The organism is Halobacillus sp. B23F22_5 (genome assembly GCF_043497085.1).
GTDB lineage: Bacteria > Bacillota > Bacilli > Bacillales > Halobacillaceae > Thalassobacillus.
Genome location: NZ_JBIEKI010000024.1, coordinates 1 through 23,625, shown reverse-complemented (window position 1 = coordinate 23,625; position 23,625 = coordinate 1). Strand labels below are relative to the sequence as shown.

General features: G+C 42.8%; 22 protein-coding genes and 2 tRNA genes. 22 read left to right on the top strand and 2 right to left on the bottom strand.

Annotation, left to right across the window (positions count from 1 at the left end; all coding sequences use genetic code 11):
* Window positions 1-139: 139 nt before the first annotated feature.
* The 8 genes from spoVT to ACGTN9_RS19755 all read left to right on the top strand — a co-directional run bounded on the left by spoVT (window position 140) and on the right by ACGTN9_RS19755 (window position 6,764).
* Window positions 140-676, top strand: a complete 537-nt coding sequence (spoVT, locus tag ACGTN9_RS19790; protein WP_499596137.1) for a stage V sporulation protein T — start codon at window positions 140-142, stop codon at window positions 674-676.
* A 163-nt stretch (window positions 677-839) separates the two neighbouring features.
* Complete coding sequence (locus ACGTN9_RS19785) at window positions 840-2,432, top strand: putative polysaccharide biosynthesis protein (RefSeq protein ID WP_499596136.1); 1,593 nt, start codon at window positions 840-842, stop codon at window positions 2,430-2,432.
* Window positions 2,429-3,880, top strand: a complete 1,452-nt coding sequence (gene yabN, locus ACGTN9_RS19780) for a bifunctional methyltransferase/pyrophosphohydrolase YabN (RefSeq protein WP_499596135.1) — start codon at window positions 2,429-2,431, stop codon at window positions 3,878-3,880. Before ACGTN9_RS19785 ends, yabN begins: the two co-directional genes overlap by 4 nt.
* Before the next feature lie 17 nt (window positions 3,881-3,897).
* Window positions 3,898-4,161, top strand: a complete 264-nt coding sequence (locus tag ACGTN9_RS19775; RefSeq protein WP_093046850.1) for an RNA-binding S4 domain-containing protein — start codon at window positions 3,898-3,900, stop codon at window positions 4,159-4,161.
* Window positions 4,162-5,020: 859 nt separating this feature from the next.
* Window positions 5,021-5,323, top strand: coding sequence for a sporulation protein YabP (gene yabP, locus ACGTN9_RS19770; RefSeq protein WP_499596133.1), 303 nt, complete (start codon window positions 5,021-5,023; stop codon window positions 5,321-5,323).
* Entirely contained in the window at window positions 5,320-5,910 is a 591-nt protein-coding gene (gene yabQ / locus ACGTN9_RS19765; RefSeq protein ID WP_499596131.1) for a spore cortex biosynthesis protein YabQ, read from the top strand. Before yabP ends, yabQ begins: the two co-directional genes overlap by 4 nt.
* Window positions 5,911-5,923: 13 nt before the next feature.
* Window positions 5,924-6,298, top strand: coding sequence for an FtsB family cell division protein (locus ACGTN9_RS19760; RefSeq protein ID WP_093046853.1), 375 nt, complete (start codon window positions 5,924-5,926; stop codon window positions 6,296-6,298).
* A 73-nt stretch (window positions 6,299-6,371) separates the two neighbouring features.
* On the top strand, window positions 6,372-6,764 hold the full coding sequence (locus ACGTN9_RS19755) for a S1 domain-containing RNA-binding protein (RefSeq protein WP_499596130.1): 393 nt from the start codon (window positions 6,372-6,374) through the stop codon (window positions 6,762-6,764).
* Between the two features lie 471 nt (window positions 6,765-7,235).
* On the opposite strand, the gene ACGTN9_RS19750 is transcribed toward ACGTN9_RS19755, so the two are convergent.
* A tRNA-Glu gene (locus ACGTN9_RS19750) sits at window positions 7,236-7,307 on the bottom strand.
* A 35-nt stretch (window positions 7,308-7,342) separates the two neighbouring features.
* Window positions 7,343-7,419 (bottom strand) — tRNA-Met (locus tag ACGTN9_RS19745).
* Between the two features lie 295 nt (window positions 7,420-7,714).
* Between ACGTN9_RS19745 and spoIIE the strand changes: the two genes are divergently transcribed.
* The 14 genes from spoIIE (at window position 7,715) to lysS (ending at window position 23,165) form a co-directional block, all read left to right on the top strand.
* Window positions 7,715-10,159, top strand: coding sequence for a stage II sporulation protein E (spoIIE, locus tag ACGTN9_RS19740; protein ID WP_499596129.1), 2,445 nt, complete (start codon window positions 7,715-7,717; stop codon window positions 10,157-10,159).
* A gap of 83 nt (window positions 10,160-10,242) precedes the next feature.
* Window positions 10,243-10,980, top strand: coding sequence for a vWA domain-containing protein (locus tag ACGTN9_RS19735; protein ID WP_499596128.1), 738 nt, complete (start codon window positions 10,243-10,245; stop codon window positions 10,978-10,980).
* The gene (prkT, locus tag ACGTN9_RS19730) at window positions 10,946-11,902 is read left to right on the top strand and encodes a serine/threonine protein kinase PrkT (RefSeq protein ID WP_499596126.1); all 957 of its coding nucleotides are present in this window, start codon (window positions 10,946-10,948) and stop codon (window positions 11,900-11,902) included. Before ACGTN9_RS19735 ends, prkT begins: the two co-directional genes overlap by 35 nt.
* Window positions 11,903-11,924: 22 nt before the next feature.
* Window positions 11,925-13,397 (top strand): tRNA lysidine(34) synthetase TilS, encoded by a 1,473-nt coding sequence (tilS, locus tag ACGTN9_RS19725; RefSeq protein ID WP_499596124.1) that lies wholly within the window; start codon window positions 11,925-11,927, stop codon window positions 13,395-13,397.
* Between the two features lie 12 nt (window positions 13,398-13,409).
* A complete protein-coding gene (gene hpt, locus ACGTN9_RS19720; RefSeq protein WP_499596122.1) occupies window positions 13,410-13,946 on the top strand; it encodes a hypoxanthine phosphoribosyltransferase in 537 nt (178 codons plus the stop codon).
* A gap of 119 nt (window positions 13,947-14,065) precedes the next feature.
* Window positions 14,066-16,117: an ATP-dependent zinc metalloprotease FtsH gene (ftsH, locus tag ACGTN9_RS19715; RefSeq protein ID WP_499596121.1), complete on the top strand. Its 2,052-nt coding sequence runs from the start codon at window positions 14,066-14,068 to the stop codon at window positions 16,115-16,117.
* A gap of 174 nt (window positions 16,118-16,291) precedes the next feature.
* Window positions 16,292-17,083, top strand: a complete 792-nt coding sequence (locus ACGTN9_RS19710; protein WP_499596119.1) for a type III pantothenate kinase — start codon at window positions 16,292-16,294, stop codon at window positions 17,081-17,083.
* 6 nt (window positions 17,084-17,089) lie between these two features.
* Window positions 17,090-17,980 (top strand): Hsp33 family molecular chaperone HslO, encoded by an 891-nt coding sequence (gene hslO, locus ACGTN9_RS19705; RefSeq protein ID WP_499596117.1) that lies wholly within the window; start codon window positions 17,090-17,092, stop codon window positions 17,978-17,980.
* A gap of 89 nt (window positions 17,981-18,069) precedes the next feature.
* Complete coding sequence (gene cysK / locus ACGTN9_RS19700) at window positions 18,070-18,999, top strand: cysteine synthase A (protein ID WP_499596116.1); 930 nt, start codon at window positions 18,070-18,072, stop codon at window positions 18,997-18,999.
* Window positions 19,000-19,542: 543 nt separating this feature from the next.
* Entirely contained in the window at window positions 19,543-20,367 is an 825-nt protein-coding gene (folP, locus tag ACGTN9_RS19695; RefSeq protein ID WP_499596114.1) for a dihydropteroate synthase, read from the top strand.
* Window positions 20,368-20,369: 2 nt separating this feature from the next.
* Entirely contained in the window at window positions 20,370-20,732 is a 363-nt protein-coding gene (gene folB, locus ACGTN9_RS19690; RefSeq protein ID WP_499596112.1) for a dihydroneopterin aldolase, read from the top strand.
* Window positions 20,733-21,248: a 2-amino-4-hydroxy-6-hydroxymethyldihydropteridine diphosphokinase gene (gene folK, locus ACGTN9_RS19685; RefSeq protein WP_499596111.1), complete on the top strand. Its 516-nt coding sequence runs from the start codon at window positions 20,733-20,735 to the stop codon at window positions 21,246-21,248.
* Window positions 21,218-21,460 (top strand): helix-turn-helix domain-containing protein, encoded by a 243-nt coding sequence (locus ACGTN9_RS19680; protein ID WP_499596109.1) that lies wholly within the window; start codon window positions 21,218-21,220, stop codon window positions 21,458-21,460. The genes folK and ACGTN9_RS19680 overlap by 31 nt, the downstream gene beginning before the upstream one ends.
* Before the next feature lie 220 nt (window positions 21,461-21,680).
* Window positions 21,681-23,165 (top strand): lysine--tRNA ligase, encoded by a 1,485-nt coding sequence (gene lysS, locus ACGTN9_RS19675; RefSeq protein ID WP_499596107.1) that lies wholly within the window; start codon window positions 21,681-21,683, stop codon window positions 23,163-23,165.
* Window positions 23,166-23,625 lie beyond the last annotated feature (460 nt).

Genomic DNA, 23,625 nt, shown 5'->3' with positions numbered 1-23,625 from the left:
ATTTATTGCTATAAAACCATTGTTTAGGTGAATAGGTTTTTATTGTTGATTCATACTAAAGTCATCAACTGTATTTTTGTTGTACCTTATCACCAAAAATATTAAGACTAATCATCAAGGAAAGTGAGGCTTCTCAGTTATGAAAGCAACAGGAATTGTACGTCGCATTGATGATCTTGGAAGAGTGGTTATCCCTAAAGAAATTCGTAGAACTCTGAGAATTCGTGAAGGAGATCCTTTAGAAATTTTCGTCGATCGTGAAGGTGAAGTCATACTTAAAAAATATTCACCAATCAGTGAACTCGGAGATTTCGCGAAGGAATATGCGGATGCTTTATTTGACTCGTTAGGGCAGCCGGTTCTCATTTGCGACCGGGATGAATTTATTGCGGTAGCCGGAGGGTCTAAAAAGGATTATTTGAACAAACATATCGGTCCGAAGATTGAACAAGCCATTGATAATCGTACTGTGGTAACAGAAAAAAACTCCAGCCAGGTAGAATTGGTACAGGGCCGGGAAGAAGAGCTGGCGTCGTATGTCGTAGGTCCGATCATTGCTCAAGGAGATCCAATCGGTTGTGTGGTCATTTATTCTAAAGAAGGGCCGGCATTAGGAGATGTGGAAGCGAAGTCTGTAGAGACAGCTGCAAGCTTTCTCGCCCGTCAAATGGAATAATAGTACGCGAATTTATTCGATACGTGTTGGGAGAAGCTGTATGACCATAATGCCGTCATACGGCTTTTTAAATGGCCTTGACTCCCTGCAGCACCTGAGATGTGATGCAGGCAACATTCCTGTGCTATAATGAATGGAAGTTATGATGGGAAGGCGTTCCAACATGAATGACAATATGGAAACTAAACAATTTTTCAAGGGTGCATTCATCCTTACATTGGCAGGACTATTCAGTAAAATATTAAGTGCAGGCTACCGGATTCCACTTCAAAATATTACAGGGGATCTGGGCTTTTATATTTATCAGCAGGTTTACCCTTTCCTTGGAATTGCAATCATGCTTTCACTATATGGATTTCCGGTGGCAGTATCTAAAATGGTGGCAGATTTCAGGGACCAGCAACGAGAGTTGGCTTTACGCTCTTTTTTCATACCGGTATTTGGCATTATATTTTTGTTAAGCTTATTATTATTTTTATTATTATTTACTCAAGCTGGCAGGATTGCCGGATTAATGGGAGACCCCGCCTTACATGATCCAATAAGAGCAAGTGCCTATGTGTTCCTGGTTTTACCGTTCACTTCATTGTTTAGAGGGATATTTCAAGGAACGGGTGATATGAAACCCACTGCTGTATCACAGGTTCTGGAACAGCTGGTGCGCGTGAGCATTATCATCATAGTCGCTGTTTTAATGCTTCAACAATCTGATTTTTACGCCATCGGTACCGGGGCAGCTATCGCGTCAATTTTTGGTGCCGGGATTGCTGCTATCTTTCTAGGTGCAGCTTTAATAAAACGGCAGTTATGGAGCCGTAGCGTACATAGAGAACTCCCTTACAGCTATTTTTTCAAAACAGTTTTCTTATACGGTTTATTCATTAGTGTGAACTATATGTTTTTGCTGCTTATTCAACTGGCTGATGCTTTTACCTTGGTTCCCGCGCTAGAAAGCTATGGAGTTACTTCACATGAGGCAAAAGTGATGAAAGGGGTATTTGATCGCGGCCAGCCACTGATTCAGCTCGGCATTGTACTAGGTTCGTCACTTGCTCTGGCTCTAATTCCAACGATTACTAAACAGCGTCTTAAGCAGCAGCCGGATAAATTTCATAACCATTTACATTCAGCGTTGAAGATAAGTTTATTCTTAGCCGCTGGTGCTACAGTGGGATTAATCGTGATTTTTCCTTATGTAAATGAACTTCTTTACCAAAACAATCATGGGGAAACCTATTTAAGAATATTGATGTTAGTCATCCTGTTCAGTTCGATAGCGATTACTACATCCTCTGTTCTTCAGGGGGTGGATGCTGTTTATCAGACAGCAGGAGTTATACTGGCAGGAGCGGCAGTGAAGTGGGGAGGCAATTTGCTGCTCGTGCCTATATTCGGTTTGCACGGTGCTGCCTGGGCCTCGGTCAGTGGAGCCATTGTAGTACTGGCTTGGAATTTATGGCTGATGCGTCGCAGGTTCAGGCCGTCTGCCTGGCGTAAGCTGCCATTTTTTAAAGTCCTCACAGCCCTGGCGGGTATGACAGCGTTTCTCGTTTGTGTAAGTATGCTGGAAACCTATTGGCTGCCGATTGAATCACGAGGTATCTTATTACTGTTCACATTGACATTGGCTGGCATTGGAGGGCTTGTTTATTTGATGATATTAATCAATGTCATGGCTTTTTCCAGGGAAGAATTGGAGCAAATTCCATCTGGAGAGCTGCTGGATAAATGGTTTTCAAGGAGGAAGCACAAATGAATACAATTGAAGTGATTGGGCTGGGAGCGGGAGATATCAATCAACTTCCCCTCGGAATTTACAAGAAATTGACTAATCAATCACAATTTATCTATATGAGGACACAACATCATCCAGTCGTTGAGGAACTGAAGAAAGAAGGAATTTCATTTCAAACCTTTGATGAAATTTATGAAGCGCACGATCAGTTCGAGGAGGTTTACCATCAAATTGTACAACAGTTAATGGAAGCTGCATCAGGGCAGTCAATCATTTATGCTGTGCCTGGTCACCCTATGCTTGCAGAACGGACCGTTCAATTGCTGCTTGAAAAAGAGGACCAGGGCAAGTTGAACGTAGAAATTGCCGGAGGGCAGAGCTACCTCGATGATCTGTATACAGCGCTCAGAATCGATCCTGTCGAAGGGATGCAATTTATCGATGCAACCTCATTTGATCGTTTCCAGCTGCAGTATCAAGGTCATATCATTTTTTCACAGGTTTATGACGCTATGATCGCCTCAGAAGTAAAGCTCGCTTTATTGGAAGATCTAAAACCAGAGCATCCCGTTACGATAGTAACAGCGGCAGGAAGTGAACAAGAAAAAATTGTTACCGTAACCCTGGAAGAGTTGGACCGCTCTGTTGAACTCGATAATCTGACAAGTGTGTATGTAGCCCCGGTGGCAAAAGATGCTTTGAATCATCAATTTTTCCGACTGCGGGAAGTAATCAGGGAACTGCGCGGACCTGACGGTTGTCCGTGGGATAAAAAGCAAACACATGAATCATTACGCAAGTATTTGATTGAAGAAGCATATGAATTCATTGACGCAGTCAATAAACTGGATGATGAAGCGATGGTGGAAGAGCTTGGCGATGTACTATTACAAGTGATGCTTCATAGCCAAATTGGGGAAGATGAAGGATTTTTCACTGTCGATGACGTAATATTATCGATAACGGAAAAAATGATCCGCAGACATCCGCATGTTTTTGGGGATATATCGGTAAACTCTTCGGAAGAAGTGATTACGAATTGGGATGACATAAAAAAGCAGGAGAAAGCTGTGCAGCCGGAATCTATGTTGGATCAAACACCAGCCAGTTTCCCCGCCTTATTGCAGGCGGAGGAAATACAAAAGCGAGCAGCAAAAGTAGGATTTGACTGGAAAGAATCAGGGCCGGTATGGAGCAAGGTAGAAGAAGAGTGGCAGGAGTTCAAAGAGGCTCAGCAAGCAGATGATGCAAGAGAAATGGAAAAAGAACTTGGGGATCTTTTGTTTTCTATCGCAAACCTTGCCCGCCATTATAAGATCAATGCAGAAAGCGCTTTGCAAGGAACAAATGAAAAGTTTCGGGATCGATTCCGTTATATGGAGCAAAAAGCTTCGGAACAAGGAGCAGCATTAAAAGAATTGACATTGAATGAGCTGGAGAAATGGTGGAACGATGCAAAAAAACGATAAAAAGGAGAATGTGCCTTATGCGTTTAGATAAGTTTTTGAAGATTTCCCGTTTGATTAAGCGGCGAACGTTAGCTAAAGAAGTGGCCGACCAGGGACGGATCACCGTCAATGGCAACCAGGCGAAAGCTGCTACGAACATTCAGGTTGGAGACGAATTGGTCATTCAGTTCGGACAAAAAGTATTGACACTCGAGGTAAAGAACCTTCGGGAAAATGTCAAAAAAGACGAAGCAACCACTTTATATGAAATTGTGAAAGAAGAAGCTGTACATCAGTCTTAGTGTCTGCCACCTCAATTATTTGAGGTGGTATTTTTATACTTAAGATGCTGTTAAATCTGCGTGTTGATTTTACAGTAAAGCTCCCTTTACTTGAAGACTCAGTTTCGAAAGAAACTGTTTCCGTTACGTTGAGAATCTCTGGAGGTCCGGGAAATCACTCGCTTTCCATGGGCGTACGGTGAGCTTCCTCGGGCTAAAGCCCTGCGGGATCTCACCATGTACTATTTTCCCATAGGACTTTGAATGAGCTTCTTGAATAAACACCGCACGAAGGAAATGCGTAGCATTTTCGAGGAGTCTCGCAATTTCCCGGACCTCTCTGCATTAATGAGAGTAACGGAAATATCAGTATTTAGCCCATCTTCCTATAACAAAAACTGATTAAAAAGGGCTTTTAGTGGACCATGAAGAAACCTTCATCTTTATGTAGCGGTCCGTTTATCTAAAATAGGATAGGGTGGCGGGGAAACGGTGAGACTCCCGTGGGAGAAGGGGGTAGGCGAGACCCCACAGGTCGTGAAACGACCGAGGAGGCTTGCCAGCTCCCCCACAGGAAAGCGAATCGTTTCCCAGCCGCCCCTTACTCCTGACTCGGCAACGGACCCGAAGTATCTCGAAATCAAGTCTTCGACTTTACGGCCCTATAGTTGAATAGGCCTCTAATGAATCAACAACAACCTTTAACAGAGTCATTCCTTAAGAAAGTTTACACTTGTTAATGGATTAAAATGTAAGAAAGTACTTGACGATAGTCCAAGTTTTTCTAAGGTTTCTTTTCTATGTACCACCTGAGAATTCCGCGAGTTCTAATTTCCCTTTTTTCATCATAGGTTGTACTAAGTGAAGGGGGATCAGAACTATGGAATACTATGAAAAAGATTCGAATAACTTGCGTGGACAAGCCGAGCATCACGTCAGGATGATGAATAGAAAAAACTTAGAAATTACAGGGGTTAAAGAAGTAGACAGCTTTGATAATGAAGAATTTTTATTGCAGACCAGCATGGGTTATTTAGTGATCCGGGGTGAAAATCTGCAAATGAAGAATCTCGATGTCGACCAGGGAGTTGTTTCAATTAAGGGGAAGGTTTTTGAAATGACATACCTGGATGAACACCATGCGGAGAAAGCTAAAGGTTTCTTTAGCAAGCTGTTCAAATGACGTTGACAACCCAATTCCTCACAATGGCAGTGATGATTGCAGGGGGAATCTATTTGGGTGCCGCCATGGATACACTAAAAAGATTTGAAAAGTTGTACCGAAAACGGACGCTGATGAACTATACCATTGTCATCAGCTTTTGGCTTTTACAAGCATTCTTTCTCTTTTTTCTTTTATATCAAGTGAATTATGGTGAGCTGCGTCTGTATATTTTCCTTTCGGTTCTCTGTGGGTATGCGGCATACCGTGCGCTTGTTCAACGTATTTATACTCGAATCCTTGAGCGGATGATCCGAATGATCATGGCGATGGTGCGGTTTTTCCTTCGTTGCTTTGAAATTTTGATTGTAAAGCCGATAATAGGAATATGGAATGTCGCTTCAGCTATTGTATTATGGGTTTCATCCATCTTATTAGCGGGTAGCATATTGATGTTACGGGTGATTTGGTGGCCTGTAAGGCTGATGCTTCACCTGTTGTGGAAGCTTCTTCCTAAAAATATGAAAAAATACTTACACACGTTGGCAGGATTTTACGTTACAATAAAGAATAGAATAATTAACTTGTCAAATTTATGGAAACGATAAGGAGGCAGAGTAGATGGCCGAAAAACAAGTGACACGATTAGAATCCAATTATATGAAACAGTATGATACATACGTAGCACGTCAACAACGAAAGAAAAAACGTCTGTTTCGTCGGCTGGCACTTTTTACCGTTCTGACCCTGGTTATTATGGGTTCGATGCTGACTTATCATTTTAAACAACAAGCAACTTATAATGAAAAGCTGGAGCGCATGGAAGAACTGCAGGAACAGAAAATTGCGCTTGAGAATCAAGAAAAGAATCTCAAGGAAGAAATTGAGCTATTGAATAATGAAGAATATGTTCTCCAAATTGCACGGACGAATTATTTCTTCTCTAAAGAAGGCGAAATTATCTTTAAACTTCCAGAAGAAGACCCATCTTATTGACACACTTTTCATTGCTTATATATAATAGTAAAGAAGGACATTTATCGAAACTTTAAGGAGGAGCATTTTTTTTATGTCAATCGAAGTAGGCAGCAAGCTGCAGGGTAAGGTAACTGGTATCACTAATTTTGGAGCATTCGTGGAACTTCCAGATGGGCAGACAGGTCTAGTCCATATTAGTGAGGTTGCCGACAACTATGTCAAAGATATTAATGAACACTTGAGCGAAGGCGATAAAGTGGAGGTTAAGGTCATTAATGTCGGTAAAGACGGAAAGATCGGCCTTTCCATCAAGAAAGCGAAAGAGAACTATGGGCGTCGTAATAACAAGCCGCAAAATCGTAAGCCGGCAGAATCATTCGAACAAAAGATGAATCGCTTTCTGAAAGATAGTGATGAGCGTCTTGCTTCTTTGAAGAAGCATACCGAATCAAAACGTGGAGGTCGAGGTGCTAAAAAAGGCTAACTTGCTGCCTATGTAAATATATCATGGACGTGCAAAAAAACGGGCTTGCCAGAAATGGTAGCCCGTTTTTACTTTGTAAAAAATACTTTTCTCTCATGCCCCGTGGTGATGTTTACCAAAAAAGTGTTAGGGGTGGCTTGGAAACTACTCGCTTTCCAGCTTCATCGCCTAGACACTCGCGACATAAGCAGTCCATCAACGGGAAGAAAGACCACTTCCCTTTTGCTGTTCTGCTTATGCGTGTCGTGTCTCCCAAGACGATTACGCATTCATTTCTTTCCTGTGGGGGAACTGGCAAGCCTCCTAACGCTCACAAACGTAACGGAAACAGTTTCTCTCGAAACTGAGTTTTCAAGTATAGGGAGCTTTAACTGTAGAATCAACACTTAAATGGAACAGAGTATGAATATAAATAAAAAAGCTGAGGCGGCTTCCGAAGAAACCGCCTCAGCAGGACAAGAATGTAATGGATGACCCGTACGGGATTCGAACCCGTGTTACCGCCGTGAAAGGGCGGTGTCTTAACCACTTGACCAACGGGCCTTGTCGTTTGGTTATGTAACCTTTTAAGAAAGAAATGGTAGCGGCGGAGGGGATCGAACCCCCGACCTCACGGGTATGAACCGTACGCTCTCGCCAGCTGAGCTACACCGCCATAAAGTCATGATTCAAAGTCACAAGCAATATATTACAACATGATAGATTAAGTGTCAACAGGATTTCTATTTTCGAATTAGTCTGTCAATTTTTGAAAATGGTAGAAACAGTGTGGGTAAAGGGATTGGTCCTTGGCTGCGTTTTTAAAAGCTCGAATAAGCGTCGATGAATTTGTAGAAGAGTCCTTCTCAAACTGGAAATCAGTCGAACTTTTTGTTACTGCTCTCCTCTTGTTTTGACAAATTACATGATAGATATGTGGTTTAATAGACCAACAAGAAGGAGTGGTGAAGATGTTGGGGACATTAACGAGAAAGGGTTCACAAACAATTGGGGTAGAAAAAGCCAGATGGAGCAAAGTGAAGAAGAAAGCGGAAGGTAGAGCGAAGTACTTATTGATCGACAAGGGCTGGTTGTTGATGATTATAGCTTTGCTCTTGGGCAGAGCGGTCATCTTATCTTCTATCTCCCCGTTCGTCATCGCATTGATTGCGTCCGTGTGGTGGCTGCGAAGAGATCGTGTACCGGCTGTCGTTTTATTTGCCGTCATCGGAGCTTCTACTTATGGATGGCTGCAAACGGGTTTTGTATTTACAGCTATGCTGACGTTCTTGATTCTCGCCTTCATCGTACATACATGGAGAGAACATCAGAAGCTGTTGCCATTCATGGCATTCTTAGCCTGTGTCCTTCCAAGGGCCATCGCATTTACATTACTGGATGCATGGCAGCCATACGACGCGCTGCTTATGGCTGCTGAAGGTGTACTAAGCGCGATGCTTGTCCTGATATTTATGCAGAGTGTGCCGCTTTTATCACCAAAAAGATATAAAGCAACATTAAAAAATGAAGAAATCGTCTGTATGATCATTCTGCTGGCCTCCGTGCTGACGGGAACAATTGGCTGGCAAATCCAGGATGTTTCGCTGGAACAAATATTCTCCAGGTACCTGGTTTTATTCCTTGCCTTTATCGGAGGAGCAGCGATAGGTTCTACTGTCGGGGTTGTAACGGGACTGGTGTTGAGTCTAGCAAATGTAGCGAACCTCTATCAAATGAGTCTGCTTGCTTTTTCAGGGCTGCTGGGGGGGCTGCTGAAAGAAGGGAAGAAAACTGGTGTCAGTATTGGTCTGATTGTCGGTACATTACTGATCGGTATATATGGGGGAAGTGTATCGACGCTATCACCATCACTTACAGAGACCGGTTTGGCTATCATCCTGTTCGCATTGACGCCGGAAGGCTGGATAAGAAAGCTGTCACGTTTTATACCGGGAACACAGGAGCATTCTCAGGAACAAGAACAATATTTGCAAAAAGTTCGGGATGTAACTGCTGTCAGGGTGGAGAAATTTTCGGACGTGTTTCGTGCGTTATCAAAAAGTTTCCATCTGATCGATCATCAAACAGATAATGATGAAGAGCAGCGGGAAAAAGATTATTTCTTAAGCCACGTAACGGAAAAGACATGCCAATCTTGTTTTAAGAAGGAGAGATGCTGGGCCAAACAATTTGATCAAACGTATCAGGTGATGACTGATTTGATGACTGATCTCGAAGAGGGGGACGAGCCAAGCCGCTTAGTGCGTAAAAATGTGGACCAATATTGCGTCAAACCACAAAAGCTCATTGATACGATGAAATACGAGATTTCTTTCTACCAGGCGAATCAACAATTGAAAAAACAAGTATTGGAGAGCAGGAGGTTTGTTGCTGATCAGCTTCGCGGAGTATCAGAAGTGATGGAAGACTTTGCGAAAGAAATTACTAAAGAAAGGGAGAATCACGAACTTCAGGAGCAAGAGATTACGTATGCCTTGAATCATTTAGGGCTGGAAATAGAAACGCTCGATATCTATACCCTTGATGCCGGCAATATCGATATCGATCTTACTTTTTATGTGCGGAATTATCACGGGGAAGGTCCAAAACTAATTGCTCCGCTGCTTTCTGATATTTTAAAAGAAACAATTGTCGTAACAAAGGAAAATATCGCCCCATTTCCGAATGGCTATTGCGAACTGTCTTTTCAGTCAGCGAAGAGATATATCATGGAGACAGGAGTTGCACATGCCGCCAAGGATGGAGGGTTTATTTCCGGTGACAGTTATTCAACGATGGAATTAGGTGCGGGGAAGTATGCCCTCGCTATCAGTGATGGGATGGGAAATGGCATCCGTGCGCATGAAGAAAGTATGGAAACGCTGCGGCTTTTACAACAAATCCTTCAATCAGGTATCCAGGAGCAAGTAGCGATTAAATCGATCAATTCTATACTAGCGCTGCGAACGACTGATGAGATATTTTCAACTTTAGATTTAGCGGTAGTAGATTTACAGGATGCTACTTCAAAATTTATAAAAATCGGGAGTACCCCAAGCTACATTAAGCGTGGCTCGCAAATGATGAAAGTAGAATCAAGTAACCTTCCTATAGGGATCATCCAGGATGTGGATGTTGAAATTGTCAGTGAACAGCTGGCTCCTGGGGATTTATTGATTATGATGAGCGATGGCATATTAGAAGGACCAAAGCATGTAGAAAATATCGAAGCATGGCTGAAGCGGAAGATAAGAGAATTAGAGACAGACGATCCGCAGGCAGTAGCAGATTTGATATTGGAGGAAGTGATTCGTACCCGTGGATCGATCGAAGATGACATGACTGTACTGGTAGCAAGGCTGGACCATAATCAGCCACAATGGGCAGCAATACCATATAAACGAAAGGAGGCATAATTTCACTTTTTAAAACCAGGGCGCAGGTATAAACCCCTCGATGTTCGGCGATGATGAAGATAACGAACAGGAGGGGTGATCCAGTGAAAAAAGGTACATTGAAGCAAATCTTGTTGTTGACGGATGGGTGCTCGAATCAGGGGGAAGATCCGGTAGCGGTTGCTGCTCTCGCAAATAATCAAGGTATCACGGTGAATGTTATCGGAGTACTGGATGATGATCAAAGTGAACAACCGGATGGACTGGAAGAGGTTGAAGCGATTGCTATGTCTGGTGGTGGTGTCAGCCAGATTGTATATCAGAAGGCTCTTTCCCAGACCGTACAGATGGTCACCAAACAAGCAATGACACAAACGTTGCAAGGGGTTGTGAACCAGGAGCTGAAGCAGATTCTTGGGGAGAAGCAGACGTTTGAAGAATTGCCGCCTGATCAACGTGGCGAGGTGATGGAAGTAGTGGAAGACCTCGGGGAAACGTGTGACCTTGAGGTGCTGGTTCTTGTTGATACGAGTGCCAGTATGACTCCGAAGCTTTCTACAGTCAAGGAGGCTCTTTTTGACTTGTCTTTGAGTCTGAATGCAAGGTCTGGGAACAATCGCTTCAGCATCTTCTGCTTCCCTAATAAAACAAAACCGATTCAAAAGCTAATGGATTGGACCCCGGAATTGGATGGGATCTCGAAAGTCTTTCCTAAGTTGGCAAGTGGAGGAATAACGCCTACTGGCCCGGCCTTGAAAGAAGCAATGTACCAGTTCGGCAAAAAAAGCTTGTTTGGGAGTATGAAACATGCAAGTGAACCATACGAAGAAACTGGTTACTAATTTAAAGCGAGGGACCATCATCCGGGGGAAATGGAACGGAACGAAATACCAGGTCATTCAAAAGCTGGGAGAAGGTGCGTGCGGTGTCGTCTATTTGTGTGAGCGAAATGGCGTTCAGGCAGCACTCAAAGTTGGTACCGATAGCTCAAGGATCATTACGGAAGTGAATGTTCTGAAAACCTTTCAGAAGGTCCAGGGGAAACGCCTTGGGCCTTCTTTGTTGGATGTAGATGATTGGGTGACTCCTGGTGGGATTACTTTCCCATACTATGTAATGGAATATCTGAAAGGGACGGAACTTGCCAGTTTTCTTCGGGGTAAGGGAAAAGAGTGGCTTGGGGTCATGATGCTGCAATTATTGACTGATTTAGAAGAACTTCATGATCAGGGTTGGGTTTTCGGAGATTTGAAGACAGATAATCTGCTTGTCACCACTCCTCCTCCTAAACTGCGTTTGATTGATGTGGGAGGAACAACGCAAACCGGCCGGGCGATTAAAGAGTATACAGAATTCTACGACCGGGGTTATTGGCAGAGGGGATCAAGGAAAGCCGACCCTTCCTATGATTTATTTGCCCTCACGATGGTCATGTTAGAAATCGCTTATGGGAGTCGATTTGAGCGAGGGGCGCAGCCAAAGCAAACCCTCGAAAAGAAATTACAGCAAGCACCACTTTTGAAGCCTTATCGTCCCCTTATCCAAAAAGTGTGGGCAGGGGGATATGGTCACAGCAGAGAAATGAAAAGTGATTTTTCATCAATATTGAGCAGACCGGCAAAATATAAAGCACCTGAAATGAAAAGCACCCGTGTCTCCAGAAGAAAAGAAGCTGAAAAAACGTCATTCGCATCAGTGGAAGCACTAGTGATTTTCATTTCAGTTATACTTTTTTATATCCTATATTCGATAGTTGCCTGGTAAAGCTCCTATATTTTGCAGTAGCATGGCTACAAATGATAGGATAATGGTGTTCAGTATTGATCAAATACTAATACTACTTGAGGTGGAAGTGGACATGAAAACGGCCGTCGATTCATTCATGGAACGATATCAAATGCTCAAACCAGAGCAGACAGTTATGGTAGCTGTTTCCGGCGGGCCGGATTCCATGGCGCTTCTTCATTATTTTAAGACCATCCGCAAGCAGTGGAAGTTGAGACTGATAGCTGTTTCTGTCGATCATGGTCTTCGTGGTGAAGCCTCCGCTGCAGACTTGCAATACGTGGAAGAAATGTCCAGGAAATGGAATATCGAATTTATTGGAACTTCTATTGATGTCGATACGTATAAGAAACAGAACCACTTGAATACACAGCAAGCTGCCCGTACTTTACGCTATCGTTTTTTTCATCAGCAAATGGAAGAGAAGAAAGCTGATGTTCTTGCATTGGGACATCATGGCGACGACCAGGCAGAAACCATATTGATGCGCTTAGTAAGAGGCGCGAGCCCAGCGGGGTTGACAGGTATTCCTGTAACCAGGGAATTTGCTGGCGGAAAAATTATCCGGCCTTTGTTAGGTGTTTCTAAAGAAACAATTGTCAACTATTGCGAAGATAATCACATCGAGCCGAGAGAAGATGCCTCGAACCATGATACGAAATATACGAGGAACTATTTTCGCCACAGGATCCTGCCATTATTGAAAGAAGAAAACCCGAAATTAGTTGAACATTTATGGAAGCTCAGTCAAGTGGTAAAAGACGATCAGGAATACTTGAATATTGAGGCAAAAAAGCTCTTGGATCAGGTAGTTAATTTCGAGAAAAAACCTAAAAAAGTATCTTTTATTATTTCTGCATTCAAAGCTTTTCCGATAGCTTTACAAAGAAGGTCCTTTCATCTAATATTAAACTATCTTTATGATGAAAACTCTGAAGATTTTTCTTATATACACGAAGAACAATTTTTTGATTTTTTGACACGAAATATTGCTAATGCCAAGCTGGATTGGCCCGGTGGCTTAAGGTTGCAGCGTAATTATGAAAGAATCACTCTTTATTTCGGCTATCCGGAAAAACCTGTCCCATTTAGGAGCACGCTTGATATAGGAGATACATATCGGTTGCCTGATGGTTCGGAACTTTCAGCCAAAGTGGTTTCTGGAAATCATTTGCGAGAGGATGCCTGCACCTTTACATGTGATTTGGCTCACGTAGAGCTTCCGTTGATTGTACGGACTCGCCTTACAGGCGATCGTATGACATGGAAAGGCATGAAAGGTTCAAAAAAAATCAAAGATATTTTTATTGACCAGAAGGTTCCGAAAGAATTAAGGGAAAGTTGGCCGGTTGTCACAGATCAAACCGGGAAGATTCTGTGGCTTGTCGGCTTGAAAAAGGGTGCGGGTTTTGAAGATGAGAGGCCGGGAAAATGGCTTCAAATACACTATGAACAGCCAAAGGAAGACACGTAGGAGGAGCAGACAATGCATAACGAAATTAAGGAAATTTTAATTTCTGAAGAAGAAATCCAAGCGAAGTGTAAGGAAATTGGTGCACAGCTGACGGAAGAGTATGAGGGGAAATTCCCTCTGGCTATTGGCGTCCTGAAAGGTGCTATGCCGTTTATGGGAGACTTGCTTAAACGAATAGAAACACACCTGGAGATGGACTTTATGGATGTATCCAGTTATGACGGGATGAGGTCTTCGGGAGAGGTTAAGATTGAAAAAGATTTGAATACGCAGGTCGAAGGAAGAGACTTACTGATCATTGAAGATATCATCGACAGCGGCTTGACATTGAGCTATCTGGTCGATCTATTCAAATATCGTAAAGCAAAGTCGATTAAAATCGTCACGTTATTGGATAAACCGACTGGTCGTACTTCCCATATCAAAGCTGATATCATTGGTTTTGAAGTGCCTGATGAATTTGTTGTCGGTTATGGTCTTGACTATGATGAAAAATACCGGAACCTTCCTTATATCGGAGTATTGAAACCGGAAGTTTATGGAGGGTAATAATAGTGGTGCATGAAACACAAAATATTCACATATTGTTTAAGGGTAATTAGTTGTGCTGGTACTTTTTAGTATGATACTATTTAATATAGTTTTTGTTGATTGGGAGGAGGTAGGCAATGAACCGGATATTTCGTAACACAATCTTTTATTTACTTATCTTCCTCGTAGTAATCGGCGTAGTCGGTCTATTTAGAGGACAAGGTGAACCACAGCAAACACTGACGGTCAATCAGTTCAATGAACAGCTGAATAGCGGTCAGATTGAAGAAATGACGATTCAACCTGTCAATGGAGTGTATCAAGTACAGGGAACGCTTAAGGATGGTGGCGAAGAAGGTGAGGATTCCTTCACAGCCAAGCTTCCTGCAAATGAACAAGTGATTTCAAATGTTTACGATACTGCTACGGAACAAAGTATCCTGAACGTAGAGGAAGAGGAACAGCCTAGTGCCTGGGTTTCGTTCCTGACAACTATGATTCCGTTCATCATCATATTCATCTTATTCTTCTTCTTGCTTAACCAGGCTCAAGGCGGTGGCAGCCGTGTCATGAACTTTGGTAAAAGTAAGGCGAAACAGTATACAGAAGAAAAGAAAAAGGTACGTTTCAAAGACGTGGCTGGTGCTGATGAAGAGAAGCAGGAACTTGTGGAGGTCGTTGACTTTCTTAAAGATCCTCGAAAATTCTCAGCAGTCGGTGCGCGTATTCCGAAGGGTGTCCTATTGGTAGGACCTCCGGGTACAGGTAAAACCTTGCTTGCCCGTGCTGTTGCAGGTGAAGCAGGTGTTCCGTTCTTCTCCATCAGTGGTTCGGACTTCGTAGAAATGTTCGTCGGTGTCGGTGCGTCCCGTGTACGTGACTTGTTTGAAAATGCTAAAAAGAATGCACCGTGTATCATTTTCATTGATGAGATTGATGCAGTTGGACGTCAACGTGGTGCAGGTCTTGGCGGCGGTCACGATGAGCGTGAACAAACCTTGAACCAATTGCTAGTCGAGATGGATGGTTTCGGTGTAAACGAAGGAATCATCATTATCGCAGCAACTAACCGTCCGGATATTTTAGACCCAGCCTTACTGCGTCCAGGTCGTTTTGACCGTCAAATCACGGTCGACCGTCCTGATGTAAAAGGAAGACAAGAAGTGCTTGCGGTTCATGCTAAAGATAAACCATTAAGTAAAGATGTCGACTTGAAGACTATTGCTATGCGTACACCTGGATTCTCAGGTGCAGATTTGGAAAACTTACTGAATGAAGCGGCGCTAGTTGCGGCGCGTGGTGATAAAGACAGTATTGACATGGAAGATGTCGATGAAGCGATCGACCGTGTCATTGCGGGTCCTGCTAAGAAGAGCAGGGTCATTTCTAAGAAAGAGCGCAACATTGTGGCTTATCACGAAAGTGGACATACCATTATCGGCATGGTATTAGACGATGCAGATATGGTACACAAGGTTACGATCGTGCCTCGTGGGCAGGCTGGCGGCTATGCTGTCATGCTTCCACGTGAAGACCGTTACTTCATGACCAAACCGGAACTGTTTGACAAGATTACCGGGCTGCTCGGAGGACGTGTAGCAGAAGAAGTCATTTTTGGTGAAGTAAGTACAGGTGCTCATAATGACTTCCAGCGTGCTACAAGCATTGCCCGTAAGATGGTTACTGAGTATGGAATGAGTGAAAAATTAGGTCCATTGCAATTCGGATCTAATTCTGGCGGACAGGTATTCCTTGGCCGTGATATCCAGAATGAACAAAATTACAGTGATCAGATCGCTTATGATATTGATAAAGAAGTACAGAACTTCATCAATTATTGCTATGAGCGTGCGAAAACGATTCTTACAGAAAACCGCGATAAACTAGAGCTGGTTGCTTCTACTTTGCTGGAAATCGAAACATTGGATGCGACTGAAATCAAATCCCTTTTCGAAAAAGGCCGCCTTCCTACACAGGAAGAGGTAGAAGAATTAGCGCAGAAACGAGAAAAAGAAAGAAAAAAAGAAACATCTACGAAAACTGATGCTTCTGATGTCCGTGTCAATGTTCAGACCAAAGAGGATGAAATCAAAACAGATAATAAACCTACAGAACCAGCTGAAGACACATCAGTAGATAGTAACAGGGAAGCAACAGAAGAAAAAGACGATCAAGACCGTAAAGAATAACTATTATATTTACGTCACGCTGTACCAATGCAGCGTGACTTTTTTTGTTTCGTTATTTTTAACGATAAGCCTTTGGCCTTGCTTTGGGTTGGCAGGAAAATATATCATAAAGCATGAATAAGTAGTGTGTTATGATGAAATCGCAAAAAAAGATTTATAAAGTGGGGTCAGGTCATGATATTTGTGTTAGATGTGGGGAATACAAACACCGTACTTGGTGTTTTTGAAGCAGATAAATTGAAGTATCAGTGGCGCATTAAAACGGATAGATATAAAACAGAAGATGAATTCGGTATGTTGATTAAATCATTGCTGGATCATGAAGGGTTAGCATTTTCAGACATTGATGGCGTAATTATTTCTTCCGTAGTACCACCCATCATGTTCGCTTTAGAGCGCATGTCCCGTGTTTATTTTGAAAAAAAGCCGATGATCATTGGCGCGGAAGAAGTAGATGAAGGATTGGCAATGGCCTATCCGAACCCTAAAGAAATTGGAGCCGACCGGATTGTCAACGCAGTTGGTGCATTGCAAGAACATACCGCTCCTCTTGTAATCATCGATTTCGGTACAGCTACTACTTATTGTTATATCAATGAAAAAGAAGAGTACTTCGGGGGTGTAATAGCTCCTGGGATCAATGTGTCTATGGAAGCTCTCTATGCTAAAGCGGCCAAACTTCCTAAGATCGAGATAAAAAACCCAGGTCAGGTAGTCGGGCAAAGTACCGTAGAGGCGATGCAATCCGGTGTTTTCTTCGGTTATGTCGGACAAGTGGATGAAGTTGTGAGAAGAATGAAAGAGACTGCTCCATCTAATCCTAAGGTTATCGCTACCGGAGGATTAGCCGGATTGATTGCGGATGAATCCAGGACAATTGATGTCGTGGACCCCTATTTGACCTTGAAGGGTCTCTATACGATATATCAAAGAAATAAAGAAAAAAAAGAATTTAAAGGAGAATGATGATAGATGGCAGACTATTTAATTCGTGCTACTGCTTATGAAGGGAAGGTCCGTGCTTACGCAATTCAATCTACAGAGACAGTTGAGGAAGCACGCCGCCGCCAGGATACATGGGCGACCACTTCAGCTGCCCTGGGCCGGACATTGACAATTAGTGCAATGATGGGGACCATGCTCAAAGGAGAAGATAAACTTACCATCAAACTTGAAGGGAATGGACCAATCGGAGCAGTAATTGTAGATGCTGACGCACATGGCAATGTCAGGGGGTATGTAAAGAACCCTCATGTCGATTTTGACTTGAATGAAAAAGGGAAATTGGATGTCGCCCGCGCAGTAGGTACAGAGGGTACTTTAAGTGTTGTTAAGGATTTAGGGATGAAAGATCACTTCACCGGTCAGGTTCCGATTGTTTCAGGAGAAGTTAGTGAAGACTTTACTTATTACTTTGCAAATTCCGAACAGGTTCCTTCCGCTGTAGGTGCCGGGGTGCTGGTTAATACCGATCATTCTATTCTTGCTGCCGGTGGATTCATTATTCAAATGATGCCTGGAGCGGATGATGAAACAATCAGTACCATCGAAAAAAGGCTGACTGAAATACCACCTATCTCCAGCCTGATCCGGGAAGGTAATACACCGGAGGAGATTTTGAATAGACTATTAGGAGAAGAAACATTGCATATTCTCGACCGTGTCCCCGTACAGTTTAAGTGCCGCTGTTCAAGGGAACGTGTTGAAGTTGCTTTGTCCAGCCTTGACGACGCAGAACTTCAAACCATGATTGAAGAAGATCATGGCGCAGAAGCAAAATGTCATTTTTGCAATGAAGCTTACCATTTCAATGTGAAAGACTTGAAGGAAATGCAGTCCGGCAATAAAGATGGAGATAATTAAAAATTTCTTCAAATTGTTTGACATTTTAAAGGGTTTTGCGTACATTATTAATAAATCCTATAAAAATACTTGGTATTAGGAGTGAGATAATGAGAATTGCTAAAAATGTCAGTGAGCTTGTAGGGAATACGCCCGTCGTCAAGCTGAATGGCGGCTTGGACGAAAATAGTGCAGATATATACTTGAAGCTTGAATTTATGAATCCAGGGAGCTCCGTAAAAGATCGTATTGCTCTCGCGATGATTGAGGCTGGCGAAGAAAATGGTCAGTTGAAGGAAGGCGATACGATTGTGGAACCGACAAGCGGAAACACGGGTATTGGCCTGGCAATGATTGCGGCAGCAAAAGGGTATAAAACGGTTTTGGTCATGCCAGACACAATGAGTCAGGAACGACGTAACCTGTTGCGAGCCTACGGTGCCGACTTAGTGCTTACACCGGGGGCGGATGGTATGAAAGGTGCGATTCAAAAAGCAGAAGAACTGAAAAAGGAGCATGGCTACTTCATGCCCCAGCAATTCAATAACCCCGCAAACCCTGACATCCATGAAAAAACAACAGGGCCAGAGATTGTCGAGCAAATGGGTGATCAATTAGATGCATTCATATCTGGAATCGGAACCGGTGGTACAATAACCGGTGCGGGCAAAGTATTAAAAAATCATTATAAAGATATCAAAATTTATGCCGTAGAACCGGAAGCTTCCCCTGTATTATCCGGTGGTCAACCTGGCCCCCACAAAATTCAGGGAATCGGTGCAGGGTTTATTCCCAGCATCCTGGAGACGGATATCTATGATGAAGTGCTTCAGGTTTCGAATGATGAAGCTTATGAGGCTGCCAGGGAAGCGGCACGTAAAGATGGCATCTTAGGAGGAGTTTCTTCTGGAGCAGCCATTCACGCTGCTAAGAAAGTAGCCAAGGAGTTAGGAAAAGGAAAAAAAGTACTCGCAATTCTTCCAAGTAATGGGGAAAGATATCTTTCCACACCACTCTATCAATTTGAAGATGAGCAATAATAGCAGGGGGCTGTGTCACAAACAGAAGTGGCACAGCTCTTTTTTTGATTTCTGGGAATACCATTTCGCGGCGGGTTGCATCCTGCTCCAGCGCCTACCCCCTCGAGGTCTTAAGTCAATCCTCTCTGTGATTAGAAAAACTTGGCTTATCGCCGATTCCTAATGGCAAAAGCCTTAGTTTTTCTTATACTTTGATCCTCTAATAAAGTTAGTCTGTATTACAAAAAGCGTCACGGCGAGGCTTGGCTTAAGCTTGTCGGAGGCCTGCAGGACAAGGAAAGCTTCTTAGAATTACATCGCACGAAGAAAAAGCGGTTTTCTTTTTCGAGGATGCAGGTCAGTTCGACGTTGGCACACTAGAACTACTTCTTAGAATGTACTTCGCAGAAAAAGACAAAGTCTTTTTTGAGGACGTGCCGTTTTTAGTCGAACGTCCTTACTAGCAAGGCGCTTGCGCTTTTGTTCTTTTCTGAGCAATGAATTCATTCTTCAAATAGTGTAAAATAGACGAGGAATATATTGTGCGGAAATGAGGATATAACGATGGGATTTACATTGACTACCAAGAAGCGAGTATATGATTTAGATGAAAAGTCATTAGTAATGGGAATATTGAACGTCACCCCTGATTCTTTCTCGGATGGCGGAAAGTTTGTTGATTTAGAGAAAGCGGTAGAACAAGCGGAAGCAATGGAAGCAGACGGTGCTGACATTATCGATGTTGGCGGAGAATCCACCCGCCCTGGACATGAACCTGTCTCGGAAGAAGAAGAGCTTCAACGGGTGCTCCCGGTGATCGAAAAACTTTCGGCGTCCCTTTCTATCCCGATTTCTATAGATACTTATAAAGCGGAAGTTGCCCGTCAGGCAATCGAAGCCGGAGCAGACATTATCAATGATGTCTGGGGTGCTAAAAAAGATGAGCATATGGCTGGTGTAGCAGCAAGTCTGGATGTCCCAATTATACTGATGCATAACCGGACTAATAAAAATTACCGGAATTTGATTGAAGATATGATTCAAGACTTGCATGAAAGTATAGCCATCGCCAGACAGGCTGGTGTCCGCGATGAAAACATCATCCTGGATCCCGGCATCGGTTTTGCCAAAGATCATGAGGACAATCTGATTGTCATGCGTCACCTGGAAGCCTTTCAGGACTTAAACTATCCTCTCCTTTTGGCCACATCCCGAAAAAGGTTTATCGGACAGATCCTTGACCTTCCTGCTGAAGAGCGTATGGAAGGGACCGGTGCAACTGTTTGCCTCGGTATATCAAAAGGTGCTCATATGGTAAGGGTTCATGATGTCAAACCAGTTGTACGCATGGTGAAAATGATGGACGCTATGCTTGGTAAAGGAGAATGAGTATGGATAAAATATATGTAAATAAAATGGAGTTCTATGGATACCATGGGCTTTTTCCGGAAGAAAATAAACTTGGCCAGCGCTTTTATGTAGATTTGGAGCTGGATGTAGATTTGGAAGAAGCGGGAAAAACAGATGATATGAATGCATCCATCGATTACGGTGAAATTTATCAAGTCACCAAGTCAGTAGTAGAAGGAGAAGCCAAAAATCTGGTAGAGGCTATTGCGGAAAACGTGGCAGACGACTTACTAGCTGCATTTTCAAAACTGGGAGGCTGCCGGGTTAAGGTAACTAAGCCGGACCCACCGATTCCGGGACATTATCAATCGGTGGCGATCGAGATATACAGGAGCCGTGGTTGAATGAAGAATAAGGTATATATTGCCTTGGGTTCTAATATTGAACCGAGAATGCACTATTTGGATGAAGCGATAGCTGAACTCAAGAAACACGCGGAAATAAATGTAACTCAATCTTCTGCCATATATGAAACGATTCCTGTGGGATATACAGCTCAAAGCGACTTTTTAAATATGGTGGTCGAAATCGAGACAACACTCAGAGCGGTTGATCTTCTCGACGTATGCCAGTCCATCGAGAAGGAATTAGGAAGAAAAAGGGATATTAAGTGGGGTCCTCGAACAATAGACCTTGACATATTACTCTACAATCAAGAAAATATTGTATCAGAGCGTCTGATTGTACCGCATCCTCATATGCATGAACGTGCATTTGTGATGGTACCGCTGGCGGAAATCAATCCTGATGCCTATATACCCGCTCTTAACATGACAGTTAATGCTGTTTTAAATAAAATACCTGAGGATGAAACAAAAGGAGTAGTTCCATGGCAGACAACCAATGGGGAAGAAGAATAAAAGGATTCAGAAAACTAAAGGGCATGACCCAGGTGGACTTTTCCAAAAAACTGAATATGTCCGTATCGGTGCTTGGAGAATTGGAGCGCGGCGTACGACAACCAACACACGCTACCCTCGAATTGATTGCTGAAACGCTTGATGTCCCTTTAGAAGAAATTACTGCTAATAGTCGCGTGACTAACAGCCAAGAGAGGGATTTATATGTCTAAGATACTTGCAAATGAGCTGGTAGCACGCGTGAAATTGTCCTGAGGCTTTACGTTGACACTTTATTAAGTCTTTTCTATACTAAATCTTAGCTGTAATACTGCCAGTTGTCATACTGGCAGTTTTTATATGGAAGAACGTAACATTTTCAGATAGTAGCCAAATGGCAGCCTGAGAAGGGCGTTGTTATATCTACACCAGATAGGAAATGGAGTGATTGTAGTGACAGAAGAATTAAATGATCTCATGCGGGTGCGGAGAGAAAAGTTGGATTCTTATCGAGAAAAAGGTCTGGACCCTTTCGGGGACAAGTTTGTGCGGACTCATGTAGCTGAGGATTTGAAAGATCAATACGAATCTTTCACTAAAGAGGAACTGGAAGAAAAGGAGATCACCACAACCATTGCTGGACGAATTATGACGAAGCGTGGGAAAGGGAAAGCTGGTTTTGCCCATATCCAGGATTTGAGCGGTCAAATTCAAATTTATGTAAGGAAAGATCGGGTAGGCGAAGATGCTTATGAGCTTTTCAACACAGCAGATATGGGTGATATTGTCGGTGTTACAGGCACGGTGTTCAAAACAAAGGTTGGGGAATTGTCGGTCAAAGCAGATGAATTCACGATGCTTACGAAATCATTGCGCCCGCTTCCAGAGAAATTCCATGGCTTAAAAGATGTAGAACAACGCTATCGTCAGCGTTATCTTGATTTGATTACAAATCCGGACAGCCGGGATACCTTTGTTTTGCGAAGTAAGATTATCCAATCGATGCGTCGCTACCTGGATGGGCTTGGCTTCCTTGAAGTAGAAACACCAATGATGCATGGAATTCCAGGCGGGGCATCTGCACGACCTTTCATTACCCATCATAATGCGCTTGATATTCCTTTATACATGCGAATTGCTATCGAACTTCACTTGAAGCGTTTGATTGTGGGTGGACTTGAAAAAGTATATGAAATAGGACGAGTTTTCCGAAATGAAGGAGTTTCTACCCGCCATAATCCAGAGTTCACAATGCTTGAACTTTATGAGGCTTATGCAGATTTCCATGATGTTATGGACTTGACGGAAAATCTAGTGGCCCATATCGCTAAAGATGTACTTGGTACCACAAAAGTTGCTTATGGAGAAGTAGAGGTTGATTTGGAGCCAAAATGGGATCGCCGCCATATGGCAGACTTAGTTAAAGAGTATACTGGTGTAGATTTTTGGAAAGAGATGAGTGATGAAGAAGCGAAGGCTTTGGCCAAAGAGCATGGGATTGAAATTAACGAAACTATGACCTTTGGACACATTTTGAATGAATTCTTCGAACAGCGGGTCGAAGAAAAATTGATTCAGCCTACATTTGTGTATGGTCATCCGATTGAAATCTCTCCACTCGCTAAAAAGAATCCAGAAGATCCTCGTTTCACAGATCGTTTTGAGTTATTCATCGTAGGCCGTGAACATGCAAATGCTTTCTCTGAGTTAAATGATCCAATTGATCAACGTGAACGGTTTGAGGGACAATTGAAAGAAAGAGAGCAAGGTAACGATGAGGCACATATGATGGATGAAGACTTTTTAGAATCTCTGGAATATGGGATGCCACCGACAGGCGGATTGGGTATCGGGATCGATCGTCTTGTTATGTTATTGACCAACTCACCGTCAATCCGTGACGTATTACTGTTTCCACAAATGAGAAATCGTGAATAGAATGTGATAAAGAAGGACTCTGGCTGATTACTGACCGGAGTCCTTCTTTATGTTTACAACCATTTATCCAGGGTTGTTGAATTGGTTGCGTGGCGAGCAGAATCAAAGGGATGAGAAACGCAACTAAGCCAGCTCTTTAATACTGAAAGTAACTTTAAATAATCAGAATTAATTTATATTTTAATTTCCCCTTGATTGATTTCTGGAACCATGATAAATTATTAAACGTTGCGTTAAGAGAGCAAGCAACCGAGGCAAAAAATATTCACGAAAAGTTGTTGACATCAAAACAACAACATGGTATATTAATTAAGTCGCCAATTTGAGCGGCGAAACAATTTGATCTTTGAAAACTGAACGAACCAACCAGTACGTCAATTCAATTTCTTCATTATATGAGGAAATGAAACAACGCACTTTCGAGTGCAAACATGAGCAAGTCAAACTTTACTTTTATGGA

Excerpts from the sequence above, each read along its gene's own strand:
- spoVT (WP_499596137.1), top strand. The coding sequence starts at position 140 with ATGAAAGCAACAGGAATTGTACGTCGCATTGATGATCTTGGAAGAGTG.
- ACGTN9_RS19785 (WP_499596136.1), top strand. The coding sequence starts at position 840 with ATGAATGACAATATGGAAACTAAACAATTTTTCAAGGGTGCATTCATC.
- yabN (WP_499596135.1), top strand. The coding sequence starts at position 2,429 with ATGAATACAATTGAAGTGATTGGGCTGGGAGCGGGAGATATCAATCAA.
- ACGTN9_RS19775 (WP_093046850.1), top strand. The coding sequence starts at position 3,898 with ATGCGTTTAGATAAGTTTTTGAAGATTTCCCGTTTGATTAAGCGGCGA.
- yabP (WP_499596133.1), top strand. The coding sequence starts at position 5,021 with ATGGAATACTATGAAAAAGATTCGAATAACTTGCGTGGACAAGCCGAG.
- yabQ (WP_499596131.1), top strand. The coding sequence starts at position 5,320 with ATGACGTTGACAACCCAATTCCTCACAATGGCAGTGATGATTGCAGGG.
- ACGTN9_RS19760 (WP_093046853.1), top strand. The coding sequence starts at position 5,924 with ATGGCCGAAAAACAAGTGACACGATTAGAATCCAATTATATGAAACAG.
- ACGTN9_RS19755 (WP_499596130.1), top strand. The coding sequence starts at position 6,372 with ATGTCAATCGAAGTAGGCAGCAAGCTGCAGGGTAAGGTAACTGGTATC.
- spoIIE (WP_499596129.1), top strand. The coding sequence starts at position 7,715 with ATGTTGGGGACATTAACGAGAAAGGGTTCACAAACAATTGGGGTAGAA.
- prkT (WP_499596126.1), top strand. The coding sequence starts at position 10,946 with ATGCAAGTGAACCATACGAAGAAACTGGTTACTAATTTAAAGCGAGGG.
- tilS (WP_499596124.1), top strand. The coding sequence starts at position 11,925 with ATGGCTACAAATGATAGGATAATGGTGTTCAGTATTGATCAAATACTA.
- hpt (WP_499596122.1), top strand. The coding sequence starts at position 13,410 with ATGCATAACGAAATTAAGGAAATTTTAATTTCTGAAGAAGAAATCCAA.
- ftsH (WP_499596121.1), top strand. The coding sequence starts at position 14,066 with ATGAACCGGATATTTCGTAACACAATCTTTTATTTACTTATCTTCCTC.
- ACGTN9_RS19710 (WP_499596119.1), top strand. The coding sequence starts at position 16,292 with ATGATATTTGTGTTAGATGTGGGGAATACAAACACCGTACTTGGTGTT.
- hslO (WP_499596117.1), top strand. The coding sequence starts at position 17,090 with ATGGCAGACTATTTAATTCGTGCTACTGCTTATGAAGGGAAGGTCCGT.
- cysK (WP_499596116.1), top strand. The coding sequence starts at position 18,070 with ATGAGAATTGCTAAAAATGTCAGTGAGCTTGTAGGGAATACGCCCGTC.
- folP (WP_499596114.1), top strand. The coding sequence starts at position 19,543 with ATGGGATTTACATTGACTACCAAGAAGCGAGTATATGATTTAGATGAA.
- folB (WP_499596112.1), top strand. The coding sequence starts at position 20,370 with ATGGATAAAATATATGTAAATAAAATGGAGTTCTATGGATACCATGGG.
- folK (WP_499596111.1), top strand. The coding sequence starts at position 20,733 with ATGAAGAATAAGGTATATATTGCCTTGGGTTCTAATATTGAACCGAGA.
- ACGTN9_RS19680 (WP_499596109.1), top strand. The coding sequence starts at position 21,218 with ATGGCAGACAACCAATGGGGAAGAAGAATAAAAGGATTCAGAAAACTA.